The 24,898-nt window shown below is 69.2% G+C and carries 28 protein-coding genes; 18 read left to right on the forward strand and 10 right to left on the reverse strand.

Annotated features, from left to right (window positions below; all coding sequences use genetic code 11):
- The first annotated feature begins 236 nt into the window (after positions 1 to 236).
- A complete protein-coding gene (locus tag ACZ5RK_RS07595; RefSeq protein WP_464908657.1) occupies positions 237 to 923 on the forward strand; it encodes a zinc metallopeptidase in 687 nt (228 codons plus the stop codon).
- The gene (locus tag ACZ5RK_RS07600) at positions 924 to 1,172 is read left to right on the forward strand and encodes a TFIIB-type zinc ribbon-containing protein (protein WP_464908658.1); all 249 of its coding nucleotides are present in this window, start codon (positions 924 to 926) and stop codon (positions 1,170 to 1,172) included.
- Between the two features lie 61 nt (positions 1,173 to 1,233).
- On the opposite strand, the gene ACZ5RK_RS07605 is transcribed toward ACZ5RK_RS07600, so the two are convergent.
- The 8 genes from ACZ5RK_RS07605 to ACZ5RK_RS07640 all read right to left on the reverse strand — a co-directional run bounded on the left by ACZ5RK_RS07605 (position 1,234) and on the right by ACZ5RK_RS07640 (position 8,689).
- Positions 1,234 to 1,881 carry a peroxiredoxin gene (locus ACZ5RK_RS07605; RefSeq protein WP_054647750.1) on the reverse strand — a complete coding sequence of 216 codons (648 nt, stop codon included), beginning with the start codon at positions 1,879 to 1,881 and terminating at the stop codon, positions 1,234 to 1,236.
- 76 nt (positions 1,882 to 1,957) lie between these two features.
- Positions 1,958 to 2,284, reverse strand: coding sequence for a nucleoside triphosphate pyrophosphohydrolase family protein (locus ACZ5RK_RS07610; protein ID WP_054647751.1), 327 nt, complete (start codon positions 2,282 to 2,284; stop codon positions 1,958 to 1,960).
- Positions 2,274 to 5,303, reverse strand: a complete 3,030-nt coding sequence (locus ACZ5RK_RS07615) for an AAA family ATPase (protein ID WP_464908659.1) — start codon at positions 5,301 to 5,303, stop codon at positions 2,274 to 2,276. Before ACZ5RK_RS07615 ends, ACZ5RK_RS07610 begins: the two co-directional genes overlap by 11 nt.
- The gene (locus ACZ5RK_RS07620; RefSeq protein ID WP_464908660.1) at positions 5,300 to 5,794 is read right to left on the reverse strand and encodes a GerMN domain-containing protein; all 495 of its coding nucleotides are present in this window, start codon (positions 5,792 to 5,794) and stop codon (positions 5,300 to 5,302) included. The genes ACZ5RK_RS07615 and ACZ5RK_RS07620 overlap by 4 nt, the downstream gene beginning before the upstream one ends.
- On the reverse strand, positions 5,791 to 6,942 hold the full coding sequence (locus ACZ5RK_RS07625) for an N-acetylmuramoyl-L-alanine amidase family protein (RefSeq protein ID WP_464908661.1): 1,152 nt from the start codon (positions 6,940 to 6,942) through the stop codon (positions 5,791 to 5,793). The genes ACZ5RK_RS07620 and ACZ5RK_RS07625 overlap by 4 nt, the downstream gene beginning before the upstream one ends.
- On the reverse strand, positions 6,939 to 7,364 hold the full coding sequence (gene smpB / locus ACZ5RK_RS07630; protein WP_054647539.1) for an SsrA-binding protein SmpB: 426 nt from the start codon (positions 7,362 to 7,364) through the stop codon (positions 6,939 to 6,941). The genes ACZ5RK_RS07625 and smpB overlap by 4 nt, the downstream gene beginning before the upstream one ends.
- A gap of 9 nt (positions 7,365 to 7,373) precedes the next feature.
- A complete protein-coding gene (locus ACZ5RK_RS07635) occupies positions 7,374 to 8,081 on the reverse strand; it encodes a carbon-nitrogen hydrolase family protein (RefSeq protein WP_464908662.1) in 708 nt (235 codons plus the stop codon).
- Complete coding sequence (locus ACZ5RK_RS07640) at positions 8,081 to 8,689, reverse strand: biotin transporter BioY (protein ID WP_464908663.1); 609 nt, start codon at positions 8,687 to 8,689, stop codon at positions 8,081 to 8,083. The genes ACZ5RK_RS07635 and ACZ5RK_RS07640 overlap by 1 nt, the downstream gene beginning before the upstream one ends.
- Before the next feature lie 167 nt (positions 8,690 to 8,856).
- Here ACZ5RK_RS07640 and gap point away from each other — a divergent pair, with 167 nt between their 5' ends.
- From gap to tpiA, 3 genes are read left to right on the forward strand one after another with little or no spacing between them, the layout of a single operon-like run.
- Positions 8,857 to 9,852: a type I glyceraldehyde-3-phosphate dehydrogenase gene (gene gap, locus ACZ5RK_RS07645; RefSeq protein WP_464908664.1), complete on the forward strand. Its 996-nt coding sequence runs from the start codon at positions 8,857 to 8,859 to the stop codon at positions 9,850 to 9,852.
- On the forward strand, positions 9,853 to 11,022 hold the full coding sequence (locus ACZ5RK_RS07650; RefSeq protein ID WP_464908665.1) for a phosphoglycerate kinase: 1,170 nt from the start codon (positions 9,853 to 9,855) through the stop codon (positions 11,020 to 11,022).
- A 57-nt stretch (positions 11,023 to 11,079) separates the two neighbouring features.
- Positions 11,080 to 11,832: a triose-phosphate isomerase gene (tpiA, locus tag ACZ5RK_RS07655; RefSeq protein WP_464908666.1), complete on the forward strand. Its 753-nt coding sequence runs from the start codon at positions 11,080 to 11,082 to the stop codon at positions 11,830 to 11,832.
- Here the strand turns inward: tpiA and ACZ5RK_RS07660 are convergent.
- On the reverse strand, positions 11,829 to 12,224 hold the full coding sequence (locus ACZ5RK_RS07660; RefSeq protein ID WP_054647815.1) for a type II toxin-antitoxin system VapC family toxin: 396 nt from the start codon (positions 12,222 to 12,224) through the stop codon (positions 11,829 to 11,831). The genes tpiA and ACZ5RK_RS07660 overlap by 4 nt on opposite strands.
- Complete coding sequence (locus ACZ5RK_RS07665) at positions 12,221 to 12,343, reverse strand: hypothetical protein (RefSeq protein WP_464908667.1); 123 nt, start codon at positions 12,341 to 12,343, stop codon at positions 12,221 to 12,223. The genes ACZ5RK_RS07660 and ACZ5RK_RS07665 overlap by 4 nt, the downstream gene beginning before the upstream one ends.
- 86 nt (positions 12,344 to 12,429) lie before the next feature.
- On the opposite strand from ACZ5RK_RS07665, the gene ACZ5RK_RS07670 reads away from it, so the two are divergent.
- The 13 genes from ACZ5RK_RS07670 (at position 12,430) to mnmE (ending at position 24,781) form a co-directional block, all read left to right on the forward strand.
- Positions 12,430 to 13,890, forward strand: coding sequence for a hypothetical protein (locus ACZ5RK_RS07670; RefSeq protein WP_464908668.1), 1,461 nt, complete (start codon positions 12,430 to 12,432; stop codon positions 13,888 to 13,890).
- A 414-nt stretch (positions 13,891 to 14,304) separates the two neighbouring features.
- The gene (locus ACZ5RK_RS07675; protein WP_464908669.1) at positions 14,305 to 15,177 is read left to right on the forward strand and encodes a hypothetical protein; all 873 of its coding nucleotides are present in this window, start codon (positions 14,305 to 14,307) and stop codon (positions 15,175 to 15,177) included.
- Between the two features lie 261 nt (positions 15,178 to 15,438).
- Positions 15,439 to 16,203 carry a hypothetical protein gene (locus ACZ5RK_RS07680; protein WP_464908670.1) on the forward strand — a complete coding sequence of 255 codons (765 nt, stop codon included), beginning with the start codon at positions 15,439 to 15,441 and terminating at the stop codon, positions 16,201 to 16,203.
- Positions 16,203 to 17,108, forward strand: a complete 906-nt coding sequence (locus ACZ5RK_RS07685) for an ABC transporter ATP-binding protein (RefSeq protein ID WP_464908671.1) — start codon at positions 16,203 to 16,205, stop codon at positions 17,106 to 17,108. The genes ACZ5RK_RS07680 and ACZ5RK_RS07685 overlap by 1 nt, the downstream gene beginning before the upstream one ends.
- A gap of 20 nt (positions 17,109 to 17,128) precedes the next feature.
- Complete coding sequence (locus tag ACZ5RK_RS07690) at positions 17,129 to 18,247, forward strand: pyridoxal phosphate-dependent aminotransferase (protein WP_464908672.1); 1,119 nt, start codon at positions 17,129 to 17,131, stop codon at positions 18,245 to 18,247.
- Complete coding sequence (gene pdhA / locus ACZ5RK_RS07695; RefSeq protein WP_464908673.1) at positions 18,244 to 19,284, forward strand: pyruvate dehydrogenase (acetyl-transferring) E1 component subunit alpha; 1,041 nt, start codon at positions 18,244 to 18,246, stop codon at positions 19,282 to 19,284. Before ACZ5RK_RS07690 ends, pdhA begins: the two co-directional genes overlap by 4 nt.
- The gene (locus ACZ5RK_RS07700) at positions 19,278 to 20,273 is read left to right on the forward strand and encodes an alpha-ketoacid dehydrogenase subunit beta (RefSeq protein ID WP_464908674.1); all 996 of its coding nucleotides are present in this window, start codon (positions 19,278 to 19,280) and stop codon (positions 20,271 to 20,273) included. Before pdhA ends, ACZ5RK_RS07700 begins: the two co-directional genes overlap by 7 nt.
- A 12-nt stretch (positions 20,274 to 20,285) precedes the next feature.
- Positions 20,286 to 20,822, forward strand: a complete 537-nt coding sequence (locus ACZ5RK_RS07705) for a Uma2 family endonuclease (protein ID WP_464908675.1) — start codon at positions 20,286 to 20,288, stop codon at positions 20,820 to 20,822.
- Between the two features lie 115 nt (positions 20,823 to 20,937).
- Positions 20,938 to 21,573 (forward strand): CBS domain-containing protein, encoded by a 636-nt coding sequence (locus ACZ5RK_RS07710; protein WP_464908676.1) that lies wholly within the window; start codon positions 20,938 to 20,940, stop codon positions 21,571 to 21,573.
- Positions 21,574 to 21,786: 213 nt separating this feature from the next.
- Positions 21,787 to 23,061 carry a glutamate-1-semialdehyde 2,1-aminomutase gene (gene hemL, locus ACZ5RK_RS07715; protein WP_464908677.1) on the forward strand — a complete coding sequence of 425 codons (1,275 nt, stop codon included), beginning with the start codon at positions 21,787 to 21,789 and terminating at the stop codon, positions 23,059 to 23,061.
- Positions 23,062 to 23,071: 10 nt separating this feature from the next.
- Positions 23,072 to 23,284 (forward strand): type II toxin-antitoxin system HicB family antitoxin, encoded by a 213-nt coding sequence (locus tag ACZ5RK_RS07720; protein WP_464908678.1) that lies wholly within the window; start codon positions 23,072 to 23,074, stop codon positions 23,282 to 23,284.
- Complete coding sequence (locus ACZ5RK_RS07725; RefSeq protein ID WP_054647431.1) at positions 23,274 to 23,486, forward strand: type II toxin-antitoxin system HicA family toxin; 213 nt, start codon at positions 23,274 to 23,276, stop codon at positions 23,484 to 23,486. The genes ACZ5RK_RS07720 and ACZ5RK_RS07725 overlap by 11 nt, the downstream gene beginning before the upstream one ends.
- On the forward strand, positions 23,483 to 24,781 hold the full coding sequence (gene mnmE / locus ACZ5RK_RS07730; protein WP_464908679.1) for a tRNA uridine-5-carboxymethylaminomethyl(34) synthesis GTPase MnmE: 1,299 nt from the start codon (positions 23,483 to 23,485) through the stop codon (positions 24,779 to 24,781). The genes ACZ5RK_RS07725 and mnmE overlap by 4 nt, the downstream gene beginning before the upstream one ends.
- Positions 24,782 to 24,898: the final 117 nt, after the last annotated feature.

Consider the following 24,898-nt stretch of genomic DNA (forward strand, 5'->3'; position numbering starts at 1 on the left):
ATACCCCTGAGCGTAAAAACAGCAAGGAAGCGGCCTCACATTTGCCGGGGTCCTTGTGCCGGGAGGGGGGGTTCTGGTATAAAGGGCCCTGGGGAGTAGCCGCCCCGAAAGCGGGGCCAGCCGGTCGTCAGTACGGGAGGCTTCCCCGGTCGGCTGGGGCGCCTTGGGGCGCGTGGCGAGACCACCTGGAAGGGTGGCCTCGAGGCTTTTGCTACTCCCCAGGAAGGAGGGAGAGAATGGACATGCTGGCGTTCGTGCTCATGGGGCTGGTGTTCGTGGCCAGCCTGATCATCCAAGGTGGGTTGCAGGCCACCTTCGCCCGCTTCAGCCGGGTGGCCAACAGCCGCGGCCTCACCGGGGCCCAGGTGGCCCGGGCCATCCTGGACGCCCACGGGCTAAGCCACGTGCGGGTGGAGCCCGTGCCCGGGGCCCTCACCGACCACTACGACCCCCACGCCAAGGCCGTGCGGCTTTCCGAGCCCAACTACGCCTCCCCGAGCCTGGCCGCCTTGGCCGTGGCCGCCCACGAGGTGGGGCACGCGGTGCAGGACGCCCAGGGCTACGCCTGGCTTAGGGTGCGGGCCAGCCTCTGGCCGGCGGCGAGCCTGGGGAGCAACCTGGGGCCCATCCTGGTGCTTGCGGGCCTCTTCCTCGGGGCCCTGGGCCTGGCCAAGCTAGGCCTTTACCTGTACCTGGCGGTGGCCCTCTTCCAGCTCATCACCCTGCCCGTGGAGTTTGACGCCTCCAAGAGGGCCCTGGAGTTCCTGAGGCGCATGGGATTTTTGGGGCGGGAGGAGATGGGCCCGGCCCGGCGGGTCCTCACCTGGGCGGCCCTCACCTACGTGGCGGCCTTGGCCAGCTCCCTGGCCACCATCCTCTACTACGCCAGCCTCCTGGGCCTCTTCGGCCGGAGGGAGGAGTAGATGCCCCTGCTCCTCTGTCCCAACTGCGGGGTGGGCATGCGGGAGGTGGAGCGGCGCGGGGTCCTGATAAACGTCTGCCCCCAGTGTGGGGGGGTGTGGCTGGATAGGGGGGAGCTGGAGAAGCTTTTGGCCGAGGCGCGGGAGGTGGAGCGCCTTTACGAGGAGGAGCGGGAGGCCTACCACCGCAAGGAGGGGAAGCCCTACAAGAAGAAAAAGGGCTTTCTGGAGCTCTTTGACTTCTTTGATTAGGCCTCCCCCAGGTAAGGGAAGGCCTCCGGGAAAGCCCGGGGGCCTTGGCCTTTCGCCGGGGTCACTCGGCCTTCTTGAGGCGCAGGTACCAGCGGCGGTACTCGGTGTACTCACCCTTCTTGGCCTCGTCGGCCTTCAGCTCGGGCAGGGTGGCGGGGGGCTTGACGATGCCCGGCTCCCCGGGCCGCCAGTCCGCGGGGGTGTTGAGGCCGGTGCGGTCGGTGAACTGGAGGGCCTGGAGGAAGCGGAGGATCTCGTCGATGTTGCGGCCCGTGGTCAGGGGGTAGTAGAGCATGCCCCGCAAGATGCCCTCTGGGTCAATGATGAAGACCGCCCGCACCGCCGCGGTTTCGCTGGCGGCGGGGTGGATCATGCCGTAGAGCCTGGAGACCTTCATGTCCAGGTCGGCGATGACGGGGAAGGTGATGGGGATGCCCGACATCTCCTCCAGGTCCTTGACCCAGGCCAGGTGGGCGTGGATGGAGTCAATGGAAAGGCCCACCAGCTGGACCCCTAGGGCCTCAAACTCCTTCTGCCTTTGGGCGAAGGCCAGGAACTCCGTGGAGCATACGGGGGTGAAGTCCGCGGGGTGGCTGAAGAGGACCACCCACTTGCCCCTCAGGTCGGAAAGCCTCAGCTCCCCCAGGGTGGTCTTGGCCACGAAGTCGGGGGCGGGTTCGTTCAGCCGGGGTAGGGTGGTTGCTTCCATAGACGGCCTCCTTTCGCTGGCCGGGCCAGCGCGGGGCATTATACCTTCTGGGGGTATCTAACGCAACCGGTTCGCACTATCGGTTGTCCCCGGCGCCTCCCAGCGTTCCCCGTTCCTTGCGGGAGCGGAGCTTGGCCAGGTTGGCCTGGGCGATGGCCTCGAGGCTCGCCCCCAGGTCCGTGGCCACCTGGGCCACGTACCAGAGCACGTCCCCGAGCTCGGCGAGGAGGGCCTCCCGGGCCTCTTCGGTGAGGTGCCCCCCGTGGTCCCGCAGGACCTTCTTCACCTTGTTGGCCAGCTCCCCCGCCTCCCCCGCCAGGCCCAAGGCGGGGTAGACCAGGCGGTAGGCCTCGGGGTACAGGGCGGTCTTCTGGGCCTCCTGCTGGTACTCCTCAAAGGTCATGGGCCACCTCCTTGCGGATGGCGTACACCCGGCTCACCCCGCCCTCGCTGGTGACCCCGTAGAGGGCGTGGCAGGCCTCCATGGTGCGCTTCTGGTGGGTGACGAGGAGGAACTGGCGGCCCGAGGCCAGGAAGCGGGCGAAGCGGTGGAGGTTGGCCTCGTCCAGGGCGGCGTCCACCTCGTCCAGCACGGCCAGGGGAAGCCCCCCTTGCAGCTCCCCCAGGGCGAAGAGGAAGGCCAAAGCCCCCAGGGTCTTCTCCCCCAGGGAGAGGAGGCGCAGGTCCTGGGTGCGCTTGCCCCGGGGCACGAGGAGAAGCCTGAGCCCCCGGCCCTCCCGCCGGGCCTCGGCCCGGGCCCCGAGGAGGAGCTCGGCGTGGTTCCGGAAGGCCTCTTGGAAGCGGTGGAAGCTCTCCTTGAGGCGCTCGGCATACTCCCTTTCCACCGCCTTGACCTCGGCCTCGAGGCGGAGGAGGGCCTCCGTGGCCTCCTTGACCTCCTTCTCCTTGGCCTCTAGGAGGGGTTCCAGGGCGGCCAGCTCCCCTTCGGCCAGGGCGTTCACCGGGCCCAGGGCCTTGGCCTCCCTCTCGGCCTGGGCGAGCCTCGCCTGGAGGGCCCGGGGGCTTCCCGGGTGGCGCTCGCCTGGGGGAAGCTGGGCGAGCTCCCGGGAAAGCTCCTCCAGGAGGGCTTCCCGCCGGGCCAGGGTGAGGCGCAGGGCTTCCCGCTCGGCAAGGAGGGCGTTCCAGCGGGCGAGGGCCTGGGCCAGGCCCTCCTCGGCCTGGCGCCTTTCCCGGCGCAGGGCCTCCCAGCGGGCCTCCAGGGCCTTGGCCTCCTCCTCCAGGGGGGCGGAGGCCTTTAGGCGGGCTTCCAGCTCGGCCAGGCGGGCCCTCACCCTCCCCGCCTCCTCCTGGGCCTCGGTCCAGGCCTTACGGGCCTCCTCTAGGAGGCGCCAGCGCTCCCAGGCCCTGGCCAAGGCCTGGGCCTCCTCCAGGGCCTTTTTCTCCCTAAGGAGCCCGTCAAGCCCCCCCTCCTCCGGGGGCGCCTTGGGGGGCGAGGGGGGCTCGGGGGGCTTGGGGAGGGGGGCCTGGAGGCGGGCCCTTAGGGCCTTCACCTGGGCCCGGGCCTCCTCCAGGGCCTGGGCCTGGGGTAGGGGCTTCAGGGCCTCCTCCAGGGCCTTGGCCTCCTCCTTAAGGCGTCCGAGCTCCTCGTAAAGCTCCTCCAGGCGGCCCCGGAGGCGCAGGGCCTCCCCCCCTCCCTTCACCCTCCCCCCGGTGAGGGCCCCGGTGCGCTCCAGGACCTCCCCCTCCAGGGTCACCAGCCGCTCCCGCCCCCCCGCCTTGCGGTAGGCCAGGGCCGCCTCCAGGCTCTGGAAGACCAGGGTGTCCCCCAGGAGGACCCGCAGGACGGCCTCCTGGGGGAGGCCTGGGAGGCGGAGGCGGGCCAGGCGGTAGGCGGGGCCCAGAAGCCCCTCCATGGGCCGGGGCCGGGGCGGGGGAGGGGGGTCCAGGAGGGTGAGGGGCAGGAAGGTGGCCCGCCCCCCCTGGGCCTTGAGGTGGGCGATGGCCCTCTGGGCCGCCTTCTCGTCCTCGGTCAGGACCCACTGGAGCCGGGGGCCTAAGGCCACCTCCAGGGCGAGCTCCAGTCCCCCTTCGGGCCGCACCAGGTCCGCCACCACCCCCAGGACCCCGGGGAGGCCCCGGGCCCGCCTGGGGCCTTCCTGGAGGTCGGCCCCGGCGGCGAGGAGCCCCTCTATCCGGGAGCGCTCCCGCTCCAGGGCCAGGGCCTGGGCCTGGACTTCCCGGAGCCTTGCCTCCAGGCCCCGGCGCCTTTCCCCGGCCTCCTCCAGCCTTTTTAGGGCCTCTTCCTGTTCCTTGAACTCCCCTTCCAGCCGCGCCCGCTCCTCCAGGGCCTTTTGGTGGGCGAGAAGGCGCTCCTGGTGGCGGGCCAGCTCCAGCTCGTAGCGGCGCCAGGCCTCCTCCAGGCGGCGCCTTTGCGCCAGGAGCCGGGCCTCGGCCTCCTTCAGGGCCAGGAGGCGCCTTTCCGCCTCCTCCGGGTCCAAGGGGGGTGGGGGCGGCGGGGGGCCGGGGTCCTCGGGCGGGGGGCGGTCCAGGGCCTTTAGGACCCGCTGGAGTTCCCCGGCCTCGGCCCTCAGGGCCTCCCTCTCCTTGAGGCCGAGGCGGACCTCTTCCAGGCGCCCGCGCAGGGCTTCCTCCTCCTGGGCCAGGGCTTCCCGCCGGGCCTCGAGGGCCCGCCTCCTTTCCAGGAGCGCCGCCTCCTCCCGGGCCAAGGCCAAGAGGCGCTCCTCGGCCGAGGCCATCTCCTTTTCCGCTTCCTCCTTGCGGGCGAGGAGGAGGCTTCGCTTTAGGCCCAGGATAAGCCCGGCGAGCTCCCGCGCCCTCCGGGCCTTCAGGGCCTCCTCCTTTAGGGCCAGGGCCCGCTCCCTTAGCCCGGCGAGGTCCCTCTCCTTGGCCTCCAGGAGGGCCGTGGCCTCTTCCAGGCGCTCCAAGGCGGTGCGGGCGGCCTCGGCCACGGGGCGAAGGCCGGAGGCCTCCTCCAGGTGGCCTAGGAGGACTTCCTCAGGCGCCTCGAGGAGGGCCCCCACCTCCCCCTGGCCCACGATGGCGTACCCTCCCCGGCCGAGCCCGGTGCCCGAAAGGTGCAGGGCCAGGGCCTTGGCGCTTAAAGGGCGGCCGTTCACCCGGAAGAGGCTCCGCTCCCCTTCGATGCGCCGCTCCACCACCAGGCGCTCCCTCCCCCGGGAAAGCTCCAGGCGCACCTCGGCGAAGCCGGCCGGGGGCCTGCCCTCCCCCCCGTGGAAGAGGAAGGCCCTAAGCTCCTGGCCCCTAAGCTCCTGGGCCCGGGCCCCCGTGGCGAAGCGCAGGGCCTCCACCAGGTTGCTCTTCCCCGAGCCGTTGGGCCCGAGGATGCCGGTGATGGGGTCAGGAAAGTCCAGGACCGTGCGCTCGGCGAAGGACTTGAACCCCTGGAGGATGAGGCGGTCCAGACGCCAGGTTTCCTTCATGGCAAGGTGTAGGGCTGGCTCAGGTCCAGGTGGGCCAGGCCGGGGCTCGGCTTTCCCTCCACCAGAAACCGCACCTCCTTGGCCCCGGAAAAGGTGGCGAGGAGGGTGTAAACCAGGCTGTAGAGGCGGTAGACCTCCGAGGAGGCGTCCAGCCCCTGGGCGAAGTCCTGGGGCAGGTCCACCACCAGGGCTTCCCCCGTGCGGAAGAGGGCCCTGGGGCGGGGGGCTTTGAGGGCCTCCGCCCAGGCCTGCAGGGCCTTGGCCTCCGGGGTTTCCCCGGGGCCTAGCTCCATGGTCAGGGTCTCCTTGAGGAAGCCCTGGGGGGGGTTGGGGCGGTAGAGGACCAGGGCCAGGGAGGAGGCCTGCGGTTCCTCCGCGGGCAGGGGCAGGATGGGGGCCGGGGGGCTTCCCTTGGCCTGCCAGTAGAGGAGGCCTCCCAGGAGGAAGACCGCAAGCCCTAGGAGGTTCCAGAGGGTCAGGAAGCGCTTCATGGGGCCTCCAGATACTGCCGGATGCCCTGGGCCACGGCCTGGGCCAGGGCCTCGCGGTCTTCGGGGGTCTTGAGCCTCTCCACCCCCACCTCCAGGACCACCGCCGCCCCGGGAACGTCGGTGAGGGCGTAGGGACCTTCGGCCTGGGCCACCACCAGGCCCAAGGCGGAGAAGGCGCGGGCCAGGGCCTCCGCCAGGAGACGGGGGTCCCCGGCGTAGACCTTGAGGAGGGTGGCCTGCTCCTTGGGGGCGGTTTTGAGGAGGGCCTCGGCGTTCTGGGCCAGGGGGGCGGAGCGGGCCTTGGGCAGGTAGAGGTTGAGGGCGCTTCCCTGGGTCACGTGGAAGGAGACCACCACCGAGGCGGTCTGCGCCTGGAGGAGGCGGGCCTCCAGGGGCAGGGTCTCGTCCTTGGCCCGGGTCAGGCGGCTTCCCGGCAGGCGGGCCGCCACCCGCCGGGCGAGGTCCAGGGTGAGGTCCTTTTCCCGCAGCCCCCCCACCGCCAGGCCCGGGTCCGCCCCCCCGTGCCCGGGGTCCAGGAGGACCTGGGGGGCGGGTTTAGGCAAGGCCCCCCACTCCAGGGCCACCTGGCCGCCCCCGGGGTAGTAGAGGCGGTCGGGGGGGGTGTCTAAGGGCAGGAAAAGCCCCAAGGCCTCCTGTTCTAGGCCAGGCCCCGCCCCCTGGGCCAGGAGGAAGAGCACCCCGTTCCCGCGCCATAGGGCGTTCACCTCCCGGGAGAAGCGGAGGAGAAGGCGCCCCGGGGTCCGCTCCACCCCCAGGAGCCTGGCCCAGGGCAGGCTCAGGGCCACCCCCGCCTGGGCCCGGTACCGGAGCCCCAGGGCCTCCGCCAGGGGCCTCAGGGGGATGTAGACCCCATCCTCCCGCTTCCAGGCGGCCCCCTTCCGCGCCGCTTCCCTTTCCTGGGTCAGGATGGTGAAGCTTTTGAACCGGCTTCCCAGGCCCAGGGCCACCTGGCCTTCCCCTTGCCACAGGGCCAGGCCAAGCCCCTGGGCCAGAAGCCGGGCCTCCCCGTAGGCCACCCCCAGGCCCCCGGGGTAGAGGGCTTGGCCCACCAGGGCTCCCGCCTTCAGGGGCTTGGGGGCTTGGGCCAGGGCGAGGGCCAGGAAGGGAAGGAGGGGCCAAAGCCTCATAGCTCCTCCAGGGCCCTCTTCAGGGCCTGCTTCTTGTCGTCTTCCTTCTTCTGGTAGGCCTTCTTCCCCCGGGCGAGGCCCAGGAGGACCTTGGCGTACCCCCGCTCGTTGAAGTAAATCTTCAGAGGCACCAGGGTGAGGCCCTTTTGCTCCACCTTGCCGCGGAGCCTGTTGAGCTCGTGGCGGTGGAGGAGGAGTTTGCGCTTGCGGCGGGGGTCTACGTTGGTGTAGGAGCCCTTCTCGTAGGGAGCGATATAAAGGTTTTCCAGGTAAAGCTCCCCGTTCTCAAACTTGGCGAAGCTTCCCGTGAAGTCCACCTTCCCCGCCCTCAAGGACTTCACCTCCGTGCCCTTGAGGGCGATCCCCGCCTCGTAGGTCTCCAGGATCTCGTAGTCGTGCCGCGCGCGGCGGTTCTCCAGCACGGGGCCATCTTACCAGAGGCGGTAGAGGTCTTCCCGGCGGTGCCGGAGGAGGGGGTAGCGGGCCCGGTAGGCTTCCAGGAACGCCCAGTCGGGCTCGGCGAGGAGAAGCCCCTCTTCCTCCCGGTACCCCAGGACCCGCCCGTCGGGGGCGAGGAAGAGGCTTGGGCTTCCCGTGTCCGCCCGGCTCGCCAGGAAGAGGTAGGCCTGGTTCTCCGCCGCCCGGGCCCGGGCCAGGACCTCCAAAAGGGGGGCGTAGGCCCCGGGCCAGGCCGCCCCCACCAGAAAGGCCTGGGCTCCTCTCAGGGCGTAGGCCCGGAAGAGTTCGGGGAAGTCCAGGTCGTAGCAGAGGGCGAGGCCGAAGGCGCGGCCCTCCCAGGGGAAGAGGACGGGCCTCTCCCCGGGGCTTAGGCCCTCGTCCCCCTCCTCCTCCGCCGCCCGGTAGAGGTGGAGCTTGGCGTAGGCGGGGCCTTGGGGGAAGACCTGGAGGCGGTTTTGCCCCTCCTCCAGGTGCCCCGCCACGAGGAGGAGGTCCACCTCCCGGGCCAGGTCCCGGAGGGCTTGGGAAAGCCCGGGGGCCTCCCGCCTGCCCAGGACGAGCTCGGGCAGGAGGAGAAGCCCCGCCCCCCGCTCCCTGGCCTCCTGGGCCAGGGGGCGGAGGGCCTTAAGGAGCTCCTCTAGGCTTTCCCGCTTGCCCAGGTGGGCCAGGGCGAGGCGCATCACCTTCGGCCCAGGAAGCGCCAGGCGCTGGGGAGGAGGAGGGCGGCCCACACCGCCTTCACCAGGTCCCCGGGGAGGAAGGGGAGGAGGCCCATGGCCAGGAGCCCCTCAACCCCGGCGAACTTCCCCGCCCCCATGAGCCAGGCGGCGAGCCAGGGAAGCCCCACCAGGTAGAGGAGGGCGTTGCCGAGGAGCATGGCGAGAAGGGTGCCGAGGAAGCCCCGGTCCAGGCCGAAGCGCTCCACCACAAGCCCCACGAGCCCCGCCGCCAGGGGGAAGGCCAGGAGGAACCCTCCCGTGGGCCCGAGGATCTTGGCCAGGCCCCCGGTGCCCCCGGCGAAGACGGGAAGGCCCATGGCTCCCTCCAGGAGGTAGGCCAGGAGGGAGAGGAAGCCCAGGCGGCTCCCCAAGGCCGCCCCCACCAGGAGGACACCCAGGGTCTGCCCGGTGAGGGGAACGGGGGTGAAGGGGAGGGGGAGGGCGATTTGGGCGGTTAGGGCCACGAAGAGGCTTCCCGAAAGGACCAGGGCCAGGTCGCGGGAAAAGGTCCTGGTGGGCCAGAGGGTCTTGGCCAGGGGTAGGTAGGGCAGGGACTGGGTTTCCTTCATCTACGCCTCCTTGAACCCCCGCAGGGTTCGTCAACCAACATGCCCGAAAGGGGTTTACGTGTCAACCCTCGAGGCAAAGATGGGCAAAAACTTATGGAAAAGGCCCTATACTGGGCTCAAGGCCTCCGTCCCTCACCGAGGGGCCCAAGGAGGCGAGGAGGCGAGCTATGAAGGTAGGCATCAACGGATTCGGCAGGATCGGCCGCCAGGTGTTTCGCATTCTCCACGGGCGGGGCGTGGGGGTGGCCCTGGTCAACGACCTCACCGACAACAAGACCCTGGCCCACCTCTTGAAGTACGACTCGGTCTACGGCCGCTTCCCCGGGGAGGTGGGCTACGACGAGGCCAACCTCTACGTGGACGGCAAGGCCGTGCGGGCCACGGCCCACAAGGACCCCCGGGAGATCCCCTGGAGGGAAGCGGGGGTGGAGGTGGTGGTGGAGTCCACGGGGGTCTTCACCGAGGCCGAGAAGGCCAGGGCCCACCTCGAGGCCGGGGCCAAGAAGGTCATCATCACCGCCCCGGCCAAGGGGGAGGACCTCACCGTGGTCCTGGGGGTGAACGAGAAGGACTACGACCCGGCCAGGCACCACGTGATCTCCAACGCCAGCTGCACCACCAACTCCCTCGCCCCCGTGATGAAGGTCCTGGAGGAGGCCTTCGGCGTGGAGAAGGCCCTCATGACCACCGTCCACTCCTACACCAACGACCAGCGCCTCCTGGACCTGCCCCACAAGGACCTGCGCCGGGCCCGGGCCGCGGCCATCAACATCATCCCCACCACCACCGGGGCGGCCAAGGCCACCGCCCTAGTCCTTCCCTCCCTCAAGGGGCGGTTTGACGGGATGGCCCTGAGGGTCCCCACCCCCACCGGGAGCCTTTCCGACATCACCGCCCTCCTCAAGCGGGAGGTGACCGCCGAGGAGGTGAACGCCGCCCTCAGGGCCGCGGCGGAGGGCCCCCTGAAGGGCATCCTCGCCTACACCGAGGAGGAGATCGTTCTCCAGGACATCGTCATGGACCCCCACTCCTCCATCGTGGACGGGAAGCTCACCAAGGCCATGGGCAACCTGGTGAAGGTCTTCGCCTGGTACGACAACGAGTGGGGCTACGCCAACCGGGTGGCCGACCTGGTGGAGCTGGTGGTCCGGAAGGGGGTCTAGATGCGGACCCTTTTGGACCTGGACCCCAGGGGCAAGAGGGTCCTGGTGCGGGTGGACTTCAACGTTCCCGTCCAGGAAGGGAAGGTCCAGGACGAGACCCGCATCCAGGAAAGCCTCCCCACCCTCCGCCACCTCCTTGCGGGCGGGGCCTCCCTGGTCCTCCTCTCCCACCTGGGCCGCCCCAAGGGGCCCGACCCCAGGTATTCCCTGGCCCCCGTGGCCGAGGCCTTGGGGCGGTACCTGCCCAAGGTGCGCTTCGTACCCTATAGCCCCGGTTCCGAGGAGGCTTACGGGGCGGTGAAGGGCCTCTCCCCGGGGGAGGTGGCCCTTCTGGAAAACGTCCGCTTTGAGCCGGGGGAGGAGAAGAACGACCCCGAGCTTTCCGCCCGCTACGCCAGGCTCGGGGAGGCCTTCGTCCTGGACGCCTTCGGGAGCGCCCACCGAGCCCACGCCAGCGTGGTGGGGGTGGCGAGGCTTCTCCCCGCCTACGCTGGCTTCCTCGTGGAGAAGGAGGTGAGGGCCCTCTCCCGCCTCCTTAAGGACCCCGAGCACCCTTACGCCGTGGTCTTGGGCGGGGCCAAGGTTTCCGACAAGATCGGGGTTCTGGAGAGCCTCCTTCCCCGCGTTGACCGCCTCCTCATCGGGGGCGCCATGGCCTTCACCTTCCTCAAGGCCCTGGGGGGGGAGGTGGGGAGGAGCCTGGTGGAGGAGGACCGCCTGGAGCTGGCCCGGGACCTCCTCGCTCGGGCGGAGGCCTTGGGCGTGCGGGTTTTCCTCCCCGAGGACGTGGTGGCGGCGGAGAGAATAGAGCCCGGCGTGGCGACCCGGGTCTTCCCGGCGCGGGCCATCCCCGTTCCCTACATGGGCCTGGACATCGGGCCCAGGACCCGGGAGGCCTTCGCCGAGGCCCTAAGGGGCGTGCGCACCGCCTTCTGGAACGGCCCCATGGGGGTGTTTGAGGTGCCCCCCTTTGACGAGGGGACCCTGGCCGTGGGGCGGGCCCTGGCGGGCCTCGGGGGCGCCTTCACCGTGGTGGGCGGGGGGGACTCGGTGGCGGCGGTGAACCGCCTGGGCCTGAAGGACCGCTTCGGCCACGTTTCCACCGGGGGCGGGGCCAGCCTGGAGTTCTTGGAGAAGGGGACCCTGCCCGGCCTCGAGGTCCTCCAGTAGCCCCCGTTCCCTGGACACCCGCCTCCTTGGAGGCGGGGTTTTCGTTAAGATGGCCCCATGCGGCGCGTCTTGGTGGCGGGCAACTGGAAGATGCACAAGACCCCGTCGGAGGCCCGGGTGTGGTTCGCCGAGCTCAAGAGGCTCCTTCCCCCCTTGCAGTCGGAGGCCGCCGTTCTCCCCGCCTTCCCCATCCTCCCCGTGGCCAAGGAGGTGCTGGCTGAAACCCAGGTGGGCTACGGGGCCCAGGACGTCTCCGCCCACAAGGAGGGGGCCTACACCGGGGAGGTCTCGGCGCGGATGCTCTCCGACCTGGGTTGCCGCTACGCCATCGTGGGCCACTCGGAAAGGCGGCGCTACCACGGGGAAACCGATGCCCTGGTGGCGGAGAAGGCGAAGAGGCTTCTGGAGGAGGGGATCACCCCCATTCTCTGCGTGGGGGAGCCCTTGGAGGTGCGGGAAAGGGGAGAGGCCCTGCCCTACACCCTGGACCAGCTCCTTGGGAGCCTCGAGGGGGTGGAGCCCGATGGCCCCGACCGCCTGGTGGTGGCCTACGAGCCCGTTTGGGCCATCGGCACGGGGAAGAACGCCACCCCCGAGGACGCCGAGGCCATGCACCGGGAGATCCGCAAGGCCCTTTCCCAGCGCTACGGGGAGGCCTTCGCCGGACGGGTCCGCATCCTCTACGGGGGGAGCGTGAACCCCAAGAACTTTCCCGACCTCCTCTCCATGCCCAACGTGGACGGGGGGCTGGTGGGCGGGGCGAGCCTCGAGCTTGAGAGCTTCCTCGCCCTTCTCCGGATGGCGGGCTAGGGAAGGACGCGGAGGGTACCCTCCTGGGCCACCACGTGAAAGTGGCGGTCCAGGCTGAGGACTAGGCCGCCGCTCCGCTCGGCCACGGCGATGACCGCAGCGTCGGCGAAGCCCAGGGGGAGGTCCTGGTACCAGGCCACCAGCTCCCTAACGCGCGGCAGGTCCTCTTCCCCGCACTCCAGGGAGAAGGCCCCGGCCTCGAGGTCTTGAAGGAAGGCCTCCAAGGCCCTGAGCCCCAGGCGCTTCTCCGCAAGGTAAGCGATCTCGGCCAGGATACCCATGGGCACCAGGTAGGGACCCGGGTCGGAAAGAAGGAGCGCCTTGACGCGGCCGTGGTCCGGGTCCTTCCGGTTCAGGAGGGCGAAGAGGGCAGAGGTGTCCAGGGTGATCATCGCTCAAGCCAAGCCCTTTCCAGCCAGGCCTCGGAGGTGCGCCCCGAAAGTTCCTCGTCCTCGCCCACGCCTAGGGAACGAAAGGTGGGCCTTTGGCCCTGGGCAAGGTAAGCGGCCAAGGCCTCCCGGATGAGCTCCGCCTGGCTTTTGCCCTCAGGGGGCCCCGCCGCGGCGAAAGCCGCGGTGGGGTACTTAAAATGGCCCCGTGGCCCTGGAGCTCCCGGGGAACCCCCTGACCCCCGCCCTCCGCCTCCTGGAGGAGGGCAGGGACCGGGAGGCCCTGGCCTTTCTCCTTCTTCCCCAGGAGGGCCCTTTGGAGGCGGAGCGCCTCGCCCTTCTCGGCTTTGTGGAGGCGAGGCGGGGGAACCTTCAGGCCTACCGCGCCCTGGCCCTGGAGGCCGCCCAGAGGGCAAAGACCCCCCTCACCCTCTACCACCTGGGCCTGGCCCTCCCCCCGAGGGCGGGCGCCCTGGCCCTGGAGGAGGCCCTTCGGCGCACCGAGGACCCCCAGGCCCAGGGCCGCCTTGCCCTCGCCCTGGCCCGCACCTTGAGGCGGATTGGCCGCCTGAGGGAGGCCCTGGACTACGCCGCCTTAGCCCATGCCCGGGGGTTTACCCCCTTCGCCCTCCTGGAGTGGGCCTGGCTCGCCCTCCTCGCCGAGGAAGACCCTCCCCTCCCCGACCTCCTCCGCCAGGTGGAGCCTTTGGGCCTGGGGGGAGGTACCGGGCTCTACGCCCGCTTCCTCATGGCCCACCTGCGCCTTCTCCAGGGAGAGGAGGCCACCGCCCGGGCCTACCTGCGGAAGGCCCTGGAGGAGGCCCCTCTTCCCGCCCTCCCTTACCTCGCCCCCCCCGGGGTGCGCCTCCTGGGGAAGGAGGCCCTCCCCTTCCTCCAGGCGGCGAGGCCCTGGGCCAAGGAGCCCCTCACCCAGGCCCTCCTCGCCCTGGCCCAGGGGCTTTACCGGGGGGACGGGGAAGGGGTGGCCGAGGCCCTGTCCCTCCTCCTGGAGGAGGCGGCGGAGGAGGCCATGCGGGGCCTCCTCTTCCTGGGGAGGCCCCACCCCCTCTTGGGAGAGCTCTCCAAGAGGGGGCAGGAGCTCCTTTGGTCCGCAAGCCCTTGGGCCCACTTCCAGGCCCTGGGGGAGCCAAGGCTTAGCGGCGAGCCCCTCCCCCTGCGCCAGGCAGAGCTCCTTGCCCTCCTCCTCGCCCGGAAGGAGGGGTGGAGGGGGGAGGACCTGGCCCAGGCCCTCTACGGGGAGGCCAACGGGCCCGCCCTCCGCATGGAGGTCCTGCGCTTGAGGCGGCGAGGGCTTGCCGTGGAAAGCCGCCCCTACCGCCTGGCCCAGGCCCTACGGGCGGACTTCCTGGAGGTGTGGGAGGCCCTTCGCCAGGGGGACCTGAGGGGAGCCCTCGCCCGCTACCGGGGCCCCCTCCTTCCCCAAAGCCAGGCCCCTGGGGTGGAGGCCCTCCGCCTGGAGCTGGAGGAGGCCCTGAGGCGGGCGGCCCTGGCCTCCCAGGACCCGGACGCCCCCTTCCTCCTGGCCGAGCGCCTGGGGGAGGACCTGGAGGTCTGGGAGGCCCTTCTGGAGAGGCTACCCCCCGAAGACCCCCGCCTTCCCATCGCCCAGGCCCGGGCGGAAAGGCTCAGGAGGGAGTGGGGCCTCTAAGTACCCCACCGCGGCCCAAGCCGCGGTGGGGGCCCCAAAAAGTCTCCCCCTAGCCCCGGCTTGGGCATCCCATGTTGCGAGACCGAGGTACGGGCACTTAAAGCCCCGGCCCCGGGGGCTGGCAGTGGGGGACGAGGCACTGGGGAAGGACCCTAAAGCCTCCGAGGAGGGCGAGGAGAAGCCACAGGAGCCGCATGCCCAAAGGCTACCCCGGCCCACGTAACCTCCGCGTAACGCCCTGGAGTCTTTATGAGAGCTTCCTGAGTTACGCGGGCGTTACCTTCCTTTTGCTACCCTGGGACTAACTTGGAAGGGAGGTGAAGAAGGTGTGCAAGGAGGTCCAGGAGGTCAAAGCCGGCGGCCGGACACGGCGGGTCCACGCTGAGGCCCTTCGCCTGGAATCCAAAAGTGCTCTTGGCGCTCCTGGTCGTTCTCTCTGGTCTTTTTGCAGGCTGCGGGCAGGGAGCGGCAACCGCAACACCTTCCCAATCCCTAGATCAATCCGGCGCTTGGATAGAACTCGCCCCCGGGGTCCGGTACTGGGAGAAGGAGGGGAGGGTTTCCCTGGATATAGTGCCACCCCTCTTGAGCGAGGAAAGCGTGCAGAAGTTCGCCGAATACGCCCAAGGGAGGATGGCCCAAGCCACCCTTGAGGAAAAGGCATTCTGGGAGGAACAGCTCCGCTTTGTGAAGGAGCAGCACGCTCTTTGGTCGGACGAGGAGCTTGTGGTAAGCGTCTTGGAGAACGCCTTCTTGAGAAAGTTCCCTCTTCCCCTCAAGGAACCGCAACGCCAGGAGCTCAGGGCTAAGCTGAGGGAAATCGTTCGGCAGGTGAAGCGGTACGGCCCCGATAATCTACCCCCAGGTGGAGAAAGGGAGAATCTGCCTCCCGCTTTGAAAACCCCCGATGGGGGGATGGTGGTGGGCTTAGACACCTTTCCCCTCCTGGTCCAGTACCTCGCCCCCCAGTCCCTTTTCCCCTCCTGTAGCCTGAGTGCCTCCGCCATGCCCACTACCGCTTCCCCTGGGGCGAAGGTGTACGCCACCGCCATTTGTTCTATGAGTAGCATCATTTGGGGCTGGGTGGAAACCCGGACCAACGCTTGGACGGCCAGCAGCAGTTCTCCCACCTGTTACGGTTCGGGTTGGCCCTCTTCCCACTGCCGGAGCGTGGCTTACGGGGCCACGGGATGCTACAGCGATGCCTGGTCGGGCTACTACTACCAGTTGGGCGATTTCAGGTTTTACTCTAACATTCGCTATTCTTCTAACTCCAGGTGTTTTTAGTGGGGCAACCGAGGCAAAGCTGGCACCTCGGCCCTGCACGGGCTAGGGAAAGGAGGTGAGGAAGATGCGGTGGATTCTCAAGCCGGATAGCACAAAGCGTGAGTTCATTTGCGGCTCGTTCTGCATCGTTAATGGCAAGTGCTAGGCCTTAGGCTGATTAAGGGGTCGTGGATCAAGCGACTAAGGGTTAGGTTGGTCCTCGGCCCCAATACGGAGCTTCACGATACGCGGTTCATCTAGCTCTCATATAGGGAGGAAAGTATGGCTTATCTACGCCAATTTTTCGCAGAGGTTTGGCTCAACTTGAACTTTTACCGGACCTACTGGCCTGACTTTCTGGCTGGCCTCTTCGCGGATATGGCGTTTTTCTACGCCATATGGATGGCCCTGGGATCGGTTGTCGTGTCCGGCCCGAGCGCTGACTTTGGCGGAGGGCAGGACATCCTCTTCATGTATGCCGTCTTTGGCGTAGTGGTGGGTATTTTTCAATCTGTGGCCTTCACGATCGCTCAGGAAGCTCAGAGGGGGACGCTAGAGCACTTAGCCTTGGCCCGAGGGGGTCTTGTGGTCCAGCTTCTCTTTAGGGGAGCATCGGATAGCTTGTTTATCCTGTTCAGGACGGGCGTTCTTTTGGGGGTTCTGTTGTTGCTGACGGGCGTTTCTTTCAATCCGGAACCCTTCTGGCTGCTTGCCCTGGCGCTTTTGGTGGTAGCGGCCTTGGGGTTTTCCCTGGGTATGGCTGCCCTCGCTCTCTACTTCAAGCAGATCCTGAGCTTTTTTACCATCATCCAGTTTGGCCTCCTGCTCTACTTCTTTTCGGTAGTCCATTGGCGGGATTACATGGTGTACCTTCCCCTGGCCCCAGCTGCCCACCTCTTGAGCCGGAGCTTTGCCGGGGGGGAGTGGACGGGGTGGGTGGCCTTTTCTGCCTTCCTGCAGGCCTTGCTGTTGGTATGCTTCGGCCTTCTCGCCTTGGGCTACATGCACAAGTTGGTCCGTCTGCGGGGGATTTTAGGGAGGTACTGATGCGGCTTTCGGTGCAGAACGTCCACAAGCGCTTCGGCAAGCTGGAGGCCCTCAAGGGGGTGAGCCTGGAGCTTGGGGCCGGGGAGATCCTGGGCCTTTTGGGCCCCAACGGGGCGGGCAAGACCACCCTCATCAAGGTCGTCCTCGGCCTCCTCCTCCCCGACGCGGGAGAGGTGGTCCTGGAAGAGGGCGGGGTGCGGCGCAGGCCCCAGGGCCACGAGTTCGGCGTCCTCCTGGAGGGAAGCCGCAACCTCTACGTCAACCTGAGCCTCCTGGCGAACGCCCTCTACTTCGGGGGCATCCGGGGGCTTCCCCCAAAGGAAGTCCGCCCCCGGTTTGAGGCCTGGCTGGAGCGCTTTGGCCTAAAGGACCGCCTCCACGCCCCCCTCGCCTCCCTCTCCCGGGGCATGCAGCAGAAGGCGGCCCTGGCCCTGGCCCTCGCCCTCAAGCCTCGCTTCCTCCTCCTGGACGAGCCCACCCTGGGCCTGGACCCCGTGAGCCGGAGGGAGTTTGAGGGGATTCTCCTGGAGCTCAAGAAGGAGGGCTGGGGCATCCTCCTCACCTCCCACGACCTGGACGGGGTGGAGCGGGTGAGCGACCGGGTGGCCTTCCTCCGCCGGGGAGAGGTGCTGAAGGAGGGCCCCACCCGGGCCCTCCTCCGGGAGTGGGCCGGGGAGGGGTACCGGGTGCGCCTCGCCGAGCCCAAGGCGGAGGCCCTCCTTAAGGCCTTAGGCCCAGGTTGGAGCGCGGAAGGCCCCGAGGTCCTCTTCTTCCTGGGGCCGTGGGAGACGCTGCGGGAGGCCTTGGGCAAGCTCCCCGTGGAGGTGCTGGAGGTCTCCCGGGGGACGCCGAGCCTCGAGGCCCTCTTCCTCCACCTCTTCGGGGACCCCTCCCCCCGGGCATAAAGTTGCGCTACCCTATCCCCATGCGCCTCCACCCCCGCACCCAAGCCGCCAAGGAGAGCATCTTCCCCAGGATGAGCCAGCTCGCCCAGCGCCTGGGCGCGGTGAACCTGGGCCAGGGGTTTCCCTCTAATCCCCCGCCTCCCTTCCTCCTGGAGGCGGTGCGCCGCGCCTTGGGCCGCTACGACCAGTACGCCCCCCCGGCGGGGCTTCCCACCCTTAGGGAGGCCCTCGCCGAGGAGTTCGCCGTGGAGCCCGAAAGCGTGGTGGTCACCTCCGGGGCCACGGAGGCCCTCTACGTCCTCCTGCAAAGCCTTTTGGGCCCCGGGGACGAGGTGGTGGTGCTGGAGCCCTTCTTTGACGTCTACCTGCCGGACGCCTTCCTGGCGGGGGCCGAGGCCAGGCTTGTGCGCTTAGACCTCACCCCTGAGGGCTTCCGCCTGGACCTTTCCGCCCTGCAAGGGGCCCTCACCCAAAGGACCCGGGCCCTCCTCCTCAACACCCCCATGAACCCCACGGGCCTCGTCTTCAAGGAGGCGGAGCTAGAGGCCATCGCCCGCCTCGCGCAGAAGCACGACCTCTTCCTCATATCCGACGAGGTCTACGACGAGCTCTACTACGGGGAGAGGCCCAGGCGCCTTAGGGAGTTCGCCCCGGAGCGCACCTTCACCGTGGGGAGCGCGGGGAAGCGCCTCGAGGCCACCGGCTACCGGGTGGGCTGGATCGTGGGCCCCAAGGAGTTCATGCCCCTCCTCGCGGGCATGCGCCAGTGGACGAGCTTCTCCGCCCCCACGCCCCTCCAGGCGGGGGTGGCCGAGGCCCTGAGGGTGGCCCGGAAGGAGGGGTTCTACGAGGCCCTGAGGGAGGGCTACCGCAGGAGGCGGGACCTTCTCCTCTCGGGGCTTGCCGCCTTGGGCCTTAAGGCCTTCGCCCCGGAGGGCACCTACTTCCTCATGGCCGAGCTCCCGGGCTGGGACGCTTTCCGGCTCGTGGAGGAGGCCCGGGTGGCCCTCATCCCCGCCTCGGCCTTCTACCTTGAAGACCCCCCTAAGGACCTCTTCCGCTTCGCCTTCTGCAAGGCCGAGGAGGAGCTTGGCCTGGCCCTGGAAAGGCTGGGGCCCGTGGTAAACTCCCCCATGTGAAGCCCAAAGTGGTCCAGTACCTGGAGAAGGGCGAGTTCCCCCTAGGGGAGGGGGAAGCCTTGAGGCTCTACCGGGCCATGCGCCGGGCCCGGTTTTTTGACGAGAAGGCCCTCACCCTCCAGCGGCAAGGGAGGCTTGGGGTCTACGCCCCCTTCATGGGCCAGGAGGCGGCCCAGGTGGGGGTGGCCCTGGCCTTGGAGGAGGGGGACTGGGTGGTGCCGAGCTACCGGGAAAGCGCCATGCTCCTGGCCAAGGGGCTTCCCATCCACACCCTGATCCTCTACTGGCGGGCCCACCCCGCGGGCTGGGGCTTCCCCGAGGGGGTTAGGGCGGTGAACCCCTACATTCCCATCGCCACCCAGATCCCCCAGGCGGTGGGCCTGGCCCTGGCGGGGCGGCACCGGGGGGAGGACTGGGTGGTGGCCACCTCCATCGGGGACGGCGGCACCAGCGAGGGGGACTTCCACGAGGGCCTGAACTTCGCCGCGGTCTTTAGCGCCCCCGTGGTCTTCCTGGTGCAGAACAACGGCTACGCCATCAGCGTCCCCCGGAGCAGGCAGATGAGGGTGGACTACGTGGCCAGAAGGGCCGAGGGGTACGGCATGCCCGGGGTGGTGGTGGACGGGAACGACGCCTTCGCCGTGTACCTGGAGGCCAAGAAGGCGGTGGAAAGGGCCAGGAAGGGAGAAGGCCCCACCCTCCTCGAGGCCCTCACCTACCGCCTCGCCCCCCACACCACCTCCGACGACCCCTCCCGCTACCGCACCCGGGAGGAGGAGGAGGCCTGGCGGGCCAAAGACCCCATCCTCCGCCTGAGGAAGGCCCTGGAGGAACGGGGCCTCTGGGATGAGGAGGCGGAAAAGGCCCTCCTCCAGGAGCTGGAGGAGGAGTTCGCTAAAGAGCTCGCCCTGGCGGATGAAGCCCCGGAGCCTCGCCCCGAGGAGATTGTGGAGCACGTCTACAAGGAGATGGGCCCCGACCAGAAAAGGGCCTTTGAGGCGCTCAAGCGGGGCCTCCACGTGGAGGAAGCATGGTGAGGGAAAAGACGCGCGTCCTCAACCTGGTCCAGGCGGTCAACGAGGCCCTGGACCTGGCCCTTTCCCGGGACGAGAGAGTCTTGGTCTTCGGGGAGGACGTGGGGAGGCTTGGGGGCGTCTTCCGGGTGACGGAGGGCCTTCAGGAGAAGTACGGGGAAAGGCGGGTCTTTGACACCCCCTTGGCGGAAAGCGGCATCCTGGGCCTGGCCATCGGCCTCGCCATGGGGGGGATGCGCCCGGTGGCCGAGGTCCAGTTCGCGGGGTTTCTGTACCCCGCCTTAGACCAGATCCTCTCCCACCTGGGCCGCTGGCGGCACCGTTCCCGGGGGCGGGTGGGGCTTCCCGTGGTGGTGCGGGCGCCCTACGGCGGGGGCGTCCACACCCCCGAGCAGCACGCCGACTCCCCCGAGGCCCTCCTCGCCCACACCCCGGGGGTCAAGGTGGTGATCCCCTCGAGCCCGGAAAGGGCCAAGGGGCTTCTCCTTTCCGCCATAGAGGACGAGGACCCGGTCTTCTTTCTCGAGGCCATCAAGCTCTACCGGGGGGCGAGGGCCGAGGTGCCCGAGGGGTATTACACCCTGCCCCTGGGGAAGGCCCGGGTCCTCAAGGAGGGGAAGGCCGCCACCTTGATCGGCTACGGGGGCATGGTGGAGGTGATGCTGGAGGCGGCGGAGGTGGCCCGAAGGGAGGGGGTGGAGGTGATGGTGGTGGATCTGGAGACCCTGGTCCCCCTGGACGAGGACACCCTCCTGGAGGCGGTGAAGGCCACGGGCCGGGCCATCGTGGTCTACGAGGCCATGCGCACCGGGGGCTTCGGGGCGGAGATCGCTGCCCGCATCGCCGAGGGGGCCATAGATTACCTCCAGGCCCCCGTCCTCCGGGTGGCGGGCTATGACGCCCCCTACCCGCCCTTCAGCGCCATTGAGCACCTCTACCGGCCAAACGCCAGGCGGGTCCTCGCCGCCCTGAGGAAGGCGCTAACCTATTAGGGAGGAGGCCCCATGGTCAAGACCCGCCTTAAGGCCGAGGAGTTCTTCGCCCTGCCCCTGGAGCGGGGGGAGCTTGTGGACGGGGAGGTCCGGGAGGAGATGCCGCCCAAGCCGGAGCACGGAAGGATCGCTTTGCGTATCGGTTACCACCTGATGCGTTGGCTGGAGGAAACGGGGCTCGGCGTGGCCGGGGTAGAGGGGGGATTTATCCTGAGGCGGGACCCCGACCGGGTGCGGAGCCCCGATGTCTGGTTCCTCTCCCACGAAAGGCCTAAGGAGGTGGCCCGGGAGGGGTTTTACGAGGGGGCGCCGGACCTCGCCGTGGAGGTGGTCTCCCCAGGGGAGGAGGCGGAGGGGGTTTTGGCCAAGGTCCTGGACTACCTGGGGGCGGGGGCCAAGGCGGTGTGGCTGGTCTACCCGGAGCTCCAGGCGGTGGAGGTCTACGGGCGGGGCGGGGAGGGGCGGCTTTTGAGGTCCCACGAGGCGCTGGAAGGGGGAGAGGCCCTGCCCGGCTTCCACCTGCCCCTGGAGGCGCTCTTCCGGGGGTAGACCCGGTGGGCCCCTTCCCGGGGTTGGGCTGTGGGTTTGCTATCAGTACGGATAGTGATGTGCAAGCGTCAAGGAGACACTTGACATCAGGCCAATACTAACCCACCATGTATGCATGAGAGCGCCCTTGGCCCGGACCCCGGTCCTGCGGGACCTCATGCGCACCGATCTCGTGGTGGTAGAGCCCCAGGTGTCCCTGGGCCAGGCCCACCGCCTCCTGGTTCAGACGGGGGTGCGCTACCTGCCCGTGGTGGACGGGGGCCGTTACCGGGGCATGGTGGGGGAGAGGTACCTCCGCCCCTTCCTCGCTCCTTGGGCCCCCGCTTCGGTGCAGGCCTCCTGGGAAGCCCCCGTGGCCCGCTTCCTCCAGGAGTTCCCCAAGGCCCACCCGGAGGAGTCCCCCGAGGAGGCGGCCTTCCGCATGGAGGCCGCCCGGGTGGGCGCCCTGCCGGTGGTGGAAGAGGAGGTCTTGGTGGGCCTGGTCACGGCCTTTGACCTGCTCAGGGGTCTCCTGGACCGCTTACGCCCTGGGGTTCCGGCAAGCCCCCTCGAGGTCCTGGTGCCGGACCTTCCCCGCCTGAAGGGTCTTTTGGAGGCCTTGGAGGCTACCCGGACGCCCCTTCTGGGTCTGCACCTTTTCCGGGAGGCGGGGGGCCTGGGCTTCCGGACGCTCCTCTACGTGGGAGCCATGGACTTGAGGCCGCTCTTTGCCCGCCTCGAGGCCCTGGGGCTTAGGCCCATCCGTCCCTAGCCCAGGACCGCCCCGAGGCCCGGGAGGGGGCGGCTGATACCGCCCATGCTGGCCTGGGCCAGCATGGGGGTCCCTAGGCAGGCTTCCCCGAGCCGGCAGGGCGAAGGAAAGGGGGAGAAAGGGTAGGAAGCCCTAGGGGGGCCAGGACCCCGGGGAGGTGGGTATCCCTCCGGGGCTACCTTTTCCCGGGGAAGAGCCGCTAGAGTGGAGGGCATGGAGAGGCCCATTTCCGAGGCCTATTTTGCGGAGGCCAAGCGGCACATCCCGGGCGGGGTGAGTAGCCCCGTGCGGGCCTTCAAGGCCGTGGGGGGCACCCCTCCCTTCCTGGTGCGGGGGGAGGGGGCCTACGTCTGGGACGCGGACGGGAACCGCTACCTGGACTACGTGATGAGCTGGGGCCCCTTGATCCTCGGCCACGCCCACCCCAGGGTCCTCGCCCGGGTGCGGGAGACCCTGGAAAAGGGCCTCACCTTCGGGGCGCCAAGTCCCTTGGAGATGGCCCTGGCCAAAAAGGTGAAGCGGGCCTACCCTTTTGTGGACCTGGTGCGCTTCGTGAACTCCGGGACGGAGGCCACCATGAGCGCTCTTCGCCTCGCCCGGGGGTATACGGGGAGGCCCTACATCGTCAAGTTCCGGGGCAACTACCACGGCCACGCCGACGGCCTCCTGGTGGAGGCGGGCTCGGGGGCCCTCACCCTGGGCGTGCCCTCCTCCGCCGGGGTGCCGGAGGAGTATGCCAAGCTCACCCTGGTCCTGGAGTACAACGACCCCGGGGGCCTGCGGGAGGTTTTGCGGGCGCGGGGTGAGGAGATCGCCGCCGTCATCTTTGAGCCGGTGGTGGGGAACGCCGGGGTCCTCGCGCCCACTCCTGAGTTCCTGAAGGCCCTCCACGAGGCCAAGGACCACGGCGTCCTCCTCATCGCCGACGAGGTGATGACGGGCTTCCGCCTGGCCTTCGGCGGGGCCACGGAGCTTCTGGGCCTAAAGCCCGACCTGGTCACCCTGGGGAAGGTCCTGGGCGGGGGGCTTCCCGCCGCGGCCTACGCCGGGAGGCGGGAGGTCATGGAGAAGGTGGCCCCCCTGGGGCCCGTCTACCAGGCGGGGACCCTTTCCGGGAACCCCTTGGCCATGGCGGCGGGGCTCGCCACCTTGGAGATCCTGGAGGAAAACCCCGGCCACTACCGCTACCTGGAGGAGCTCGGGGCCCGGCTGGAAAGGGGCCTAAAGGAGGTTCTCTCGGCAAAGGGCGTCCCCCATGCGGTGAACCGGGTGGGGTCCATGATCACCGTCTTCTTCACCGAAGGCCCCGTGGTCACCTTCCAGGACGCCAAGCGCACGGACACGGAGCTCTTCCGCCGCTTCTTCCACGGCCTCCTGGACCGGGGTATTTACTGGCCTCCCTCCAACTTTGAGGCGGCCTTCCTCTCCGTGGCCCACACGGGGGAGGACGTGGAAAAGACCCTGGAGGCCCTGAAGAAGGCCTTGTAGAATGAAGGGGATGCGCTACACGGTGGTCTTACGCTCAGACCCGGAGACCCCAGGAGTGTGGCTTGCCGAGGTGCCCGCCCTGCCCTGGTGCGTCACCTTCGGCCACTCCCCGGAAGAGGCCCTGGAAAACGCCAAGGACGCCTTGGAGGCCGCCTTGGAATCCTTGGGGGAGGCGCCGCCTCCCGATGTGACGGTGGCCGAGATCTCCCTAGATGCCGCCTAAGACCTCCGAGGTGGCCCGGAAGCTGGAGCGGCTGGGTTTCAAGCCGCTTCCCCGTCGGGGCAAGGAGGGACACCGGGTCTACGTGCACTCGGACGGCCGAAGGGTGGTCCTGCCCATGCATTCAGGGGAGATACCCTGGGGCCTTTTCAAGGCCATCTTGAAACAAGCAGGCGTCACCGAAGAGGAGTTTCGCCGGACGTGAACCTCAAGGACCCCATCTGCGCCGTCGCCACCCCCCCGGGAAAGGGGGCCATCGGGGTGGTGCGGCTTTCTGGCGAGGGCGCCTTGGAGATCGCCGCAAGGGTCTGGCGGGGCAAGGACCCGAGGCGCCTTCGGGGAGGGCGCTTCACCCTGGGGGAGGTGGTGGACCCGAGGACGGGGGAGGCCGTTGACCAGGCCCTCCTCCTCGTCTTCCGCGCCCCCCGCTCCTACACGGGGGAGGACCTGGTGGAGTTCCAGACCCACGGCTCCCCGGCCGTCCTCCGTCGGCTGGTGGAGGTCCTGGTGGCCCAGGGCGCAAGGCCCGCAGGGCGCGGGGAGTTCACCTTCCGCGCCTACCTGAACGGCAAGCTGGACCTGGCCCAGGCGGAAGCGGTCCTGGCCCTCATTGAGGCGGAAGGGGAGCTCGGGAGGAGGCAGGCCCTGAGGGCGCTGGAGGGGGCGCTTTCCCAGAGGATCGCGAGGCTCGAGGGGAGGCTTTTGGACCTCCTCGCCCACATCCAGGCCCTCCTGGACTACCCCGAGGAGGGGGTGGAGCCCCTGGAGGCAGATAGCACCCTTAGGGAGGCCCTGGCCGAGGTGGAGGCCCTCCTCGCCCAGGCCCGGGCCTCCCGCCTGGCGCAAAGGGGGGCGAGGCTTGCCCTCATCGGGGCCCCGAACGCGGGGAAGAGCTCCCTTCTAAACGCCCTCCTGGGCTACGAAAGGGCCCTGGTTTCCCCCATCCCCGGCACCACCCGGGACTACCTCGAGGCCCCCCTGGAGCTCTTCGGCGTCCCCCTGGTGGCGGTGGACACCGCCGGGGTGCGGGAGACGGAAGACCCCCTGGAAAGGATGGGGGTGGAACGGGCCCTCAGGATCGCTGAGGAGGCGGATCTGGTGCTTTACGTGGTGGACCGCTCGGCCCCGAGGCCCGCCCCGCCTCCCCTCCCCTGGGAGAGGACCCTCAAGGTGGCCACCAAGAGCGACCTCCCCCCGGCCTGGGAGGACCCGGGGTTCCTCCCCGTTTCCAGCCTCACGGGGGAAGGCCTGGACCGCCTCAAGGAGGCCCTCAAGGAGGCCCTTCTGGGGGGAGAGGGGGGAGAGGTGCTCCTCACCGAGCGCCAGGTGGAGGCCCTTCTCCGGGCCAAGGCGCCCCTGGAGGAGGCCCTCGCCCTCCCCGAGGACCTCATGGGCCTGGCCGTGGAGGAGGCGGCCCGGGCCCTCGCCGCCCTCACGGGCAAGGAGGTGGCGGAGGAGGTGGTGGCCCGGGTCTTCCAGAACTTCTGCGTGGGGAAGTGAAGCGAAGTGCCCCTTTGGCCTGAATTCTTCGCCCAAATCCAGGCGCGGTGCCGGGGCCCCTAAGCCGGGGCTGGAGGGAGACTTTTTTGGGGCCCCCACTGCGGCGAAAGCCGCGGT

This window comes from Thermus kawarayensis JCM 12314 (assembly GCF_055393575.1).

Coding starts and splice junctions, on each gene's coding strand:
- ACZ5RK_RS07620 (WP_464908660.1), bottom strand. CDS start 5,794: ATGAAGCGCTTCCTGACCCTCTGGAACCTCCTAGGGCTTGCGGTCTTC.
- ACZ5RK_RS07725 (WP_054647431.1), top strand. CDS start 23,274: ATGCCGCCTAAGACCTCCGAGGTGGCCCGGAAGCTGGAGCGGCTGGGT.
- gap (WP_464908664.1), top strand. CDS start 8,857: ATGAAGGTAGGCATCAACGGATTCGGCAGGATCGGCCGCCAGGTGTTT.
- ACZ5RK_RS07710 (WP_464908676.1), top strand. CDS start 20,938: ATGAGAGCGCCCTTGGCCCGGACCCCGGTCCTGCGGGACCTCATGCGC.
- ACZ5RK_RS07625 (WP_464908661.1), bottom strand. CDS start 6,942: ATGAGGCTTTGGCCCCTCCTTCCCTTCCTGGCCCTCGCCCTGGCCCAA.
- ACZ5RK_RS07600 (WP_464908658.1), top strand. CDS start 924: ATGCCCCTGCTCCTCTGTCCCAACTGCGGGGTGGGCATGCGGGAGGTG.
- ACZ5RK_RS07705 (WP_464908675.1), top strand. CDS start 20,286: ATGGTCAAGACCCGCCTTAAGGCCGAGGAGTTCTTCGCCCTGCCCCTG.
- hemL (WP_464908677.1), top strand. CDS start 21,787: ATGGAGAGGCCCATTTCCGAGGCCTATTTTGCGGAGGCCAAGCGGCAC.
- tpiA (WP_464908666.1), top strand. CDS start 11,080: ATGCGGCGCGTCTTGGTGGCGGGCAACTGGAAGATGCACAAGACCCCG.
- ACZ5RK_RS07650 (WP_464908665.1), top strand. CDS start 9,853: ATGCGGACCCTTTTGGACCTGGACCCCAGGGGCAAGAGGGTCCTGGTG.
- ACZ5RK_RS07595 (WP_464908657.1), top strand. CDS start 237: ATGGACATGCTGGCGTTCGTGCTCATGGGGCTGGTGTTCGTGGCCAGC.
- ACZ5RK_RS07610 (WP_054647751.1), bottom strand. CDS start 2,284: ATGACCTTTGAGGAGTACCAGCAGGAGGCCCAGAAGACCGCCCTGTAC.
- ACZ5RK_RS07720 (WP_464908678.1), top strand. CDS start 23,072: ATGCGCTACACGGTGGTCTTACGCTCAGACCCGGAGACCCCAGGAGTG.
- ACZ5RK_RS07635 (WP_464908662.1), bottom strand. CDS start 8,081: ATGCGCCTCGCCCTGGCCCACCTGGGCAAGCGGGAAAGCCTAGAGGAG.
- ACZ5RK_RS07700 (WP_464908674.1), top strand. CDS start 19,278: ATGGTGAGGGAAAAGACGCGCGTCCTCAACCTGGTCCAGGCGGTCAAC.
- ACZ5RK_RS07640 (WP_464908663.1), bottom strand. CDS start 8,689: ATGAAGGAAACCCAGTCCCTGCCCTACCTACCCCTGGCCAAGACCCTC.
- ACZ5RK_RS07690 (WP_464908672.1), top strand. CDS start 17,129: ATGCGCCTCCACCCCCGCACCCAAGCCGCCAAGGAGAGCATCTTCCCC.
- ACZ5RK_RS07680 (WP_464908670.1), top strand. CDS start 15,439: ATGGCTTATCTACGCCAATTTTTCGCAGAGGTTTGGCTCAACTTGAAC.
- ACZ5RK_RS07615 (WP_464908659.1), bottom strand. CDS start 5,303: ATGAAGGAAACCTGGCGTCTGGACCGCCTCATCCTCCAGGGGTTCAAG.
- ACZ5RK_RS07685 (WP_464908671.1), top strand. CDS start 16,203: ATGCGGCTTTCGGTGCAGAACGTCCACAAGCGCTTCGGCAAGCTGGAG.
- ACZ5RK_RS07605 (WP_054647750.1), bottom strand. CDS start 1,881: ATGGAAGCAACCACCCTACCCCGGCTGAACGAACCCGCCCCCGACTTC.
- ACZ5RK_RS07660 (WP_054647815.1), bottom strand. CDS start 12,224: ATGATCACCCTGGACACCTCTGCCCTCTTCGCCCTCCTGAACCGGAAG.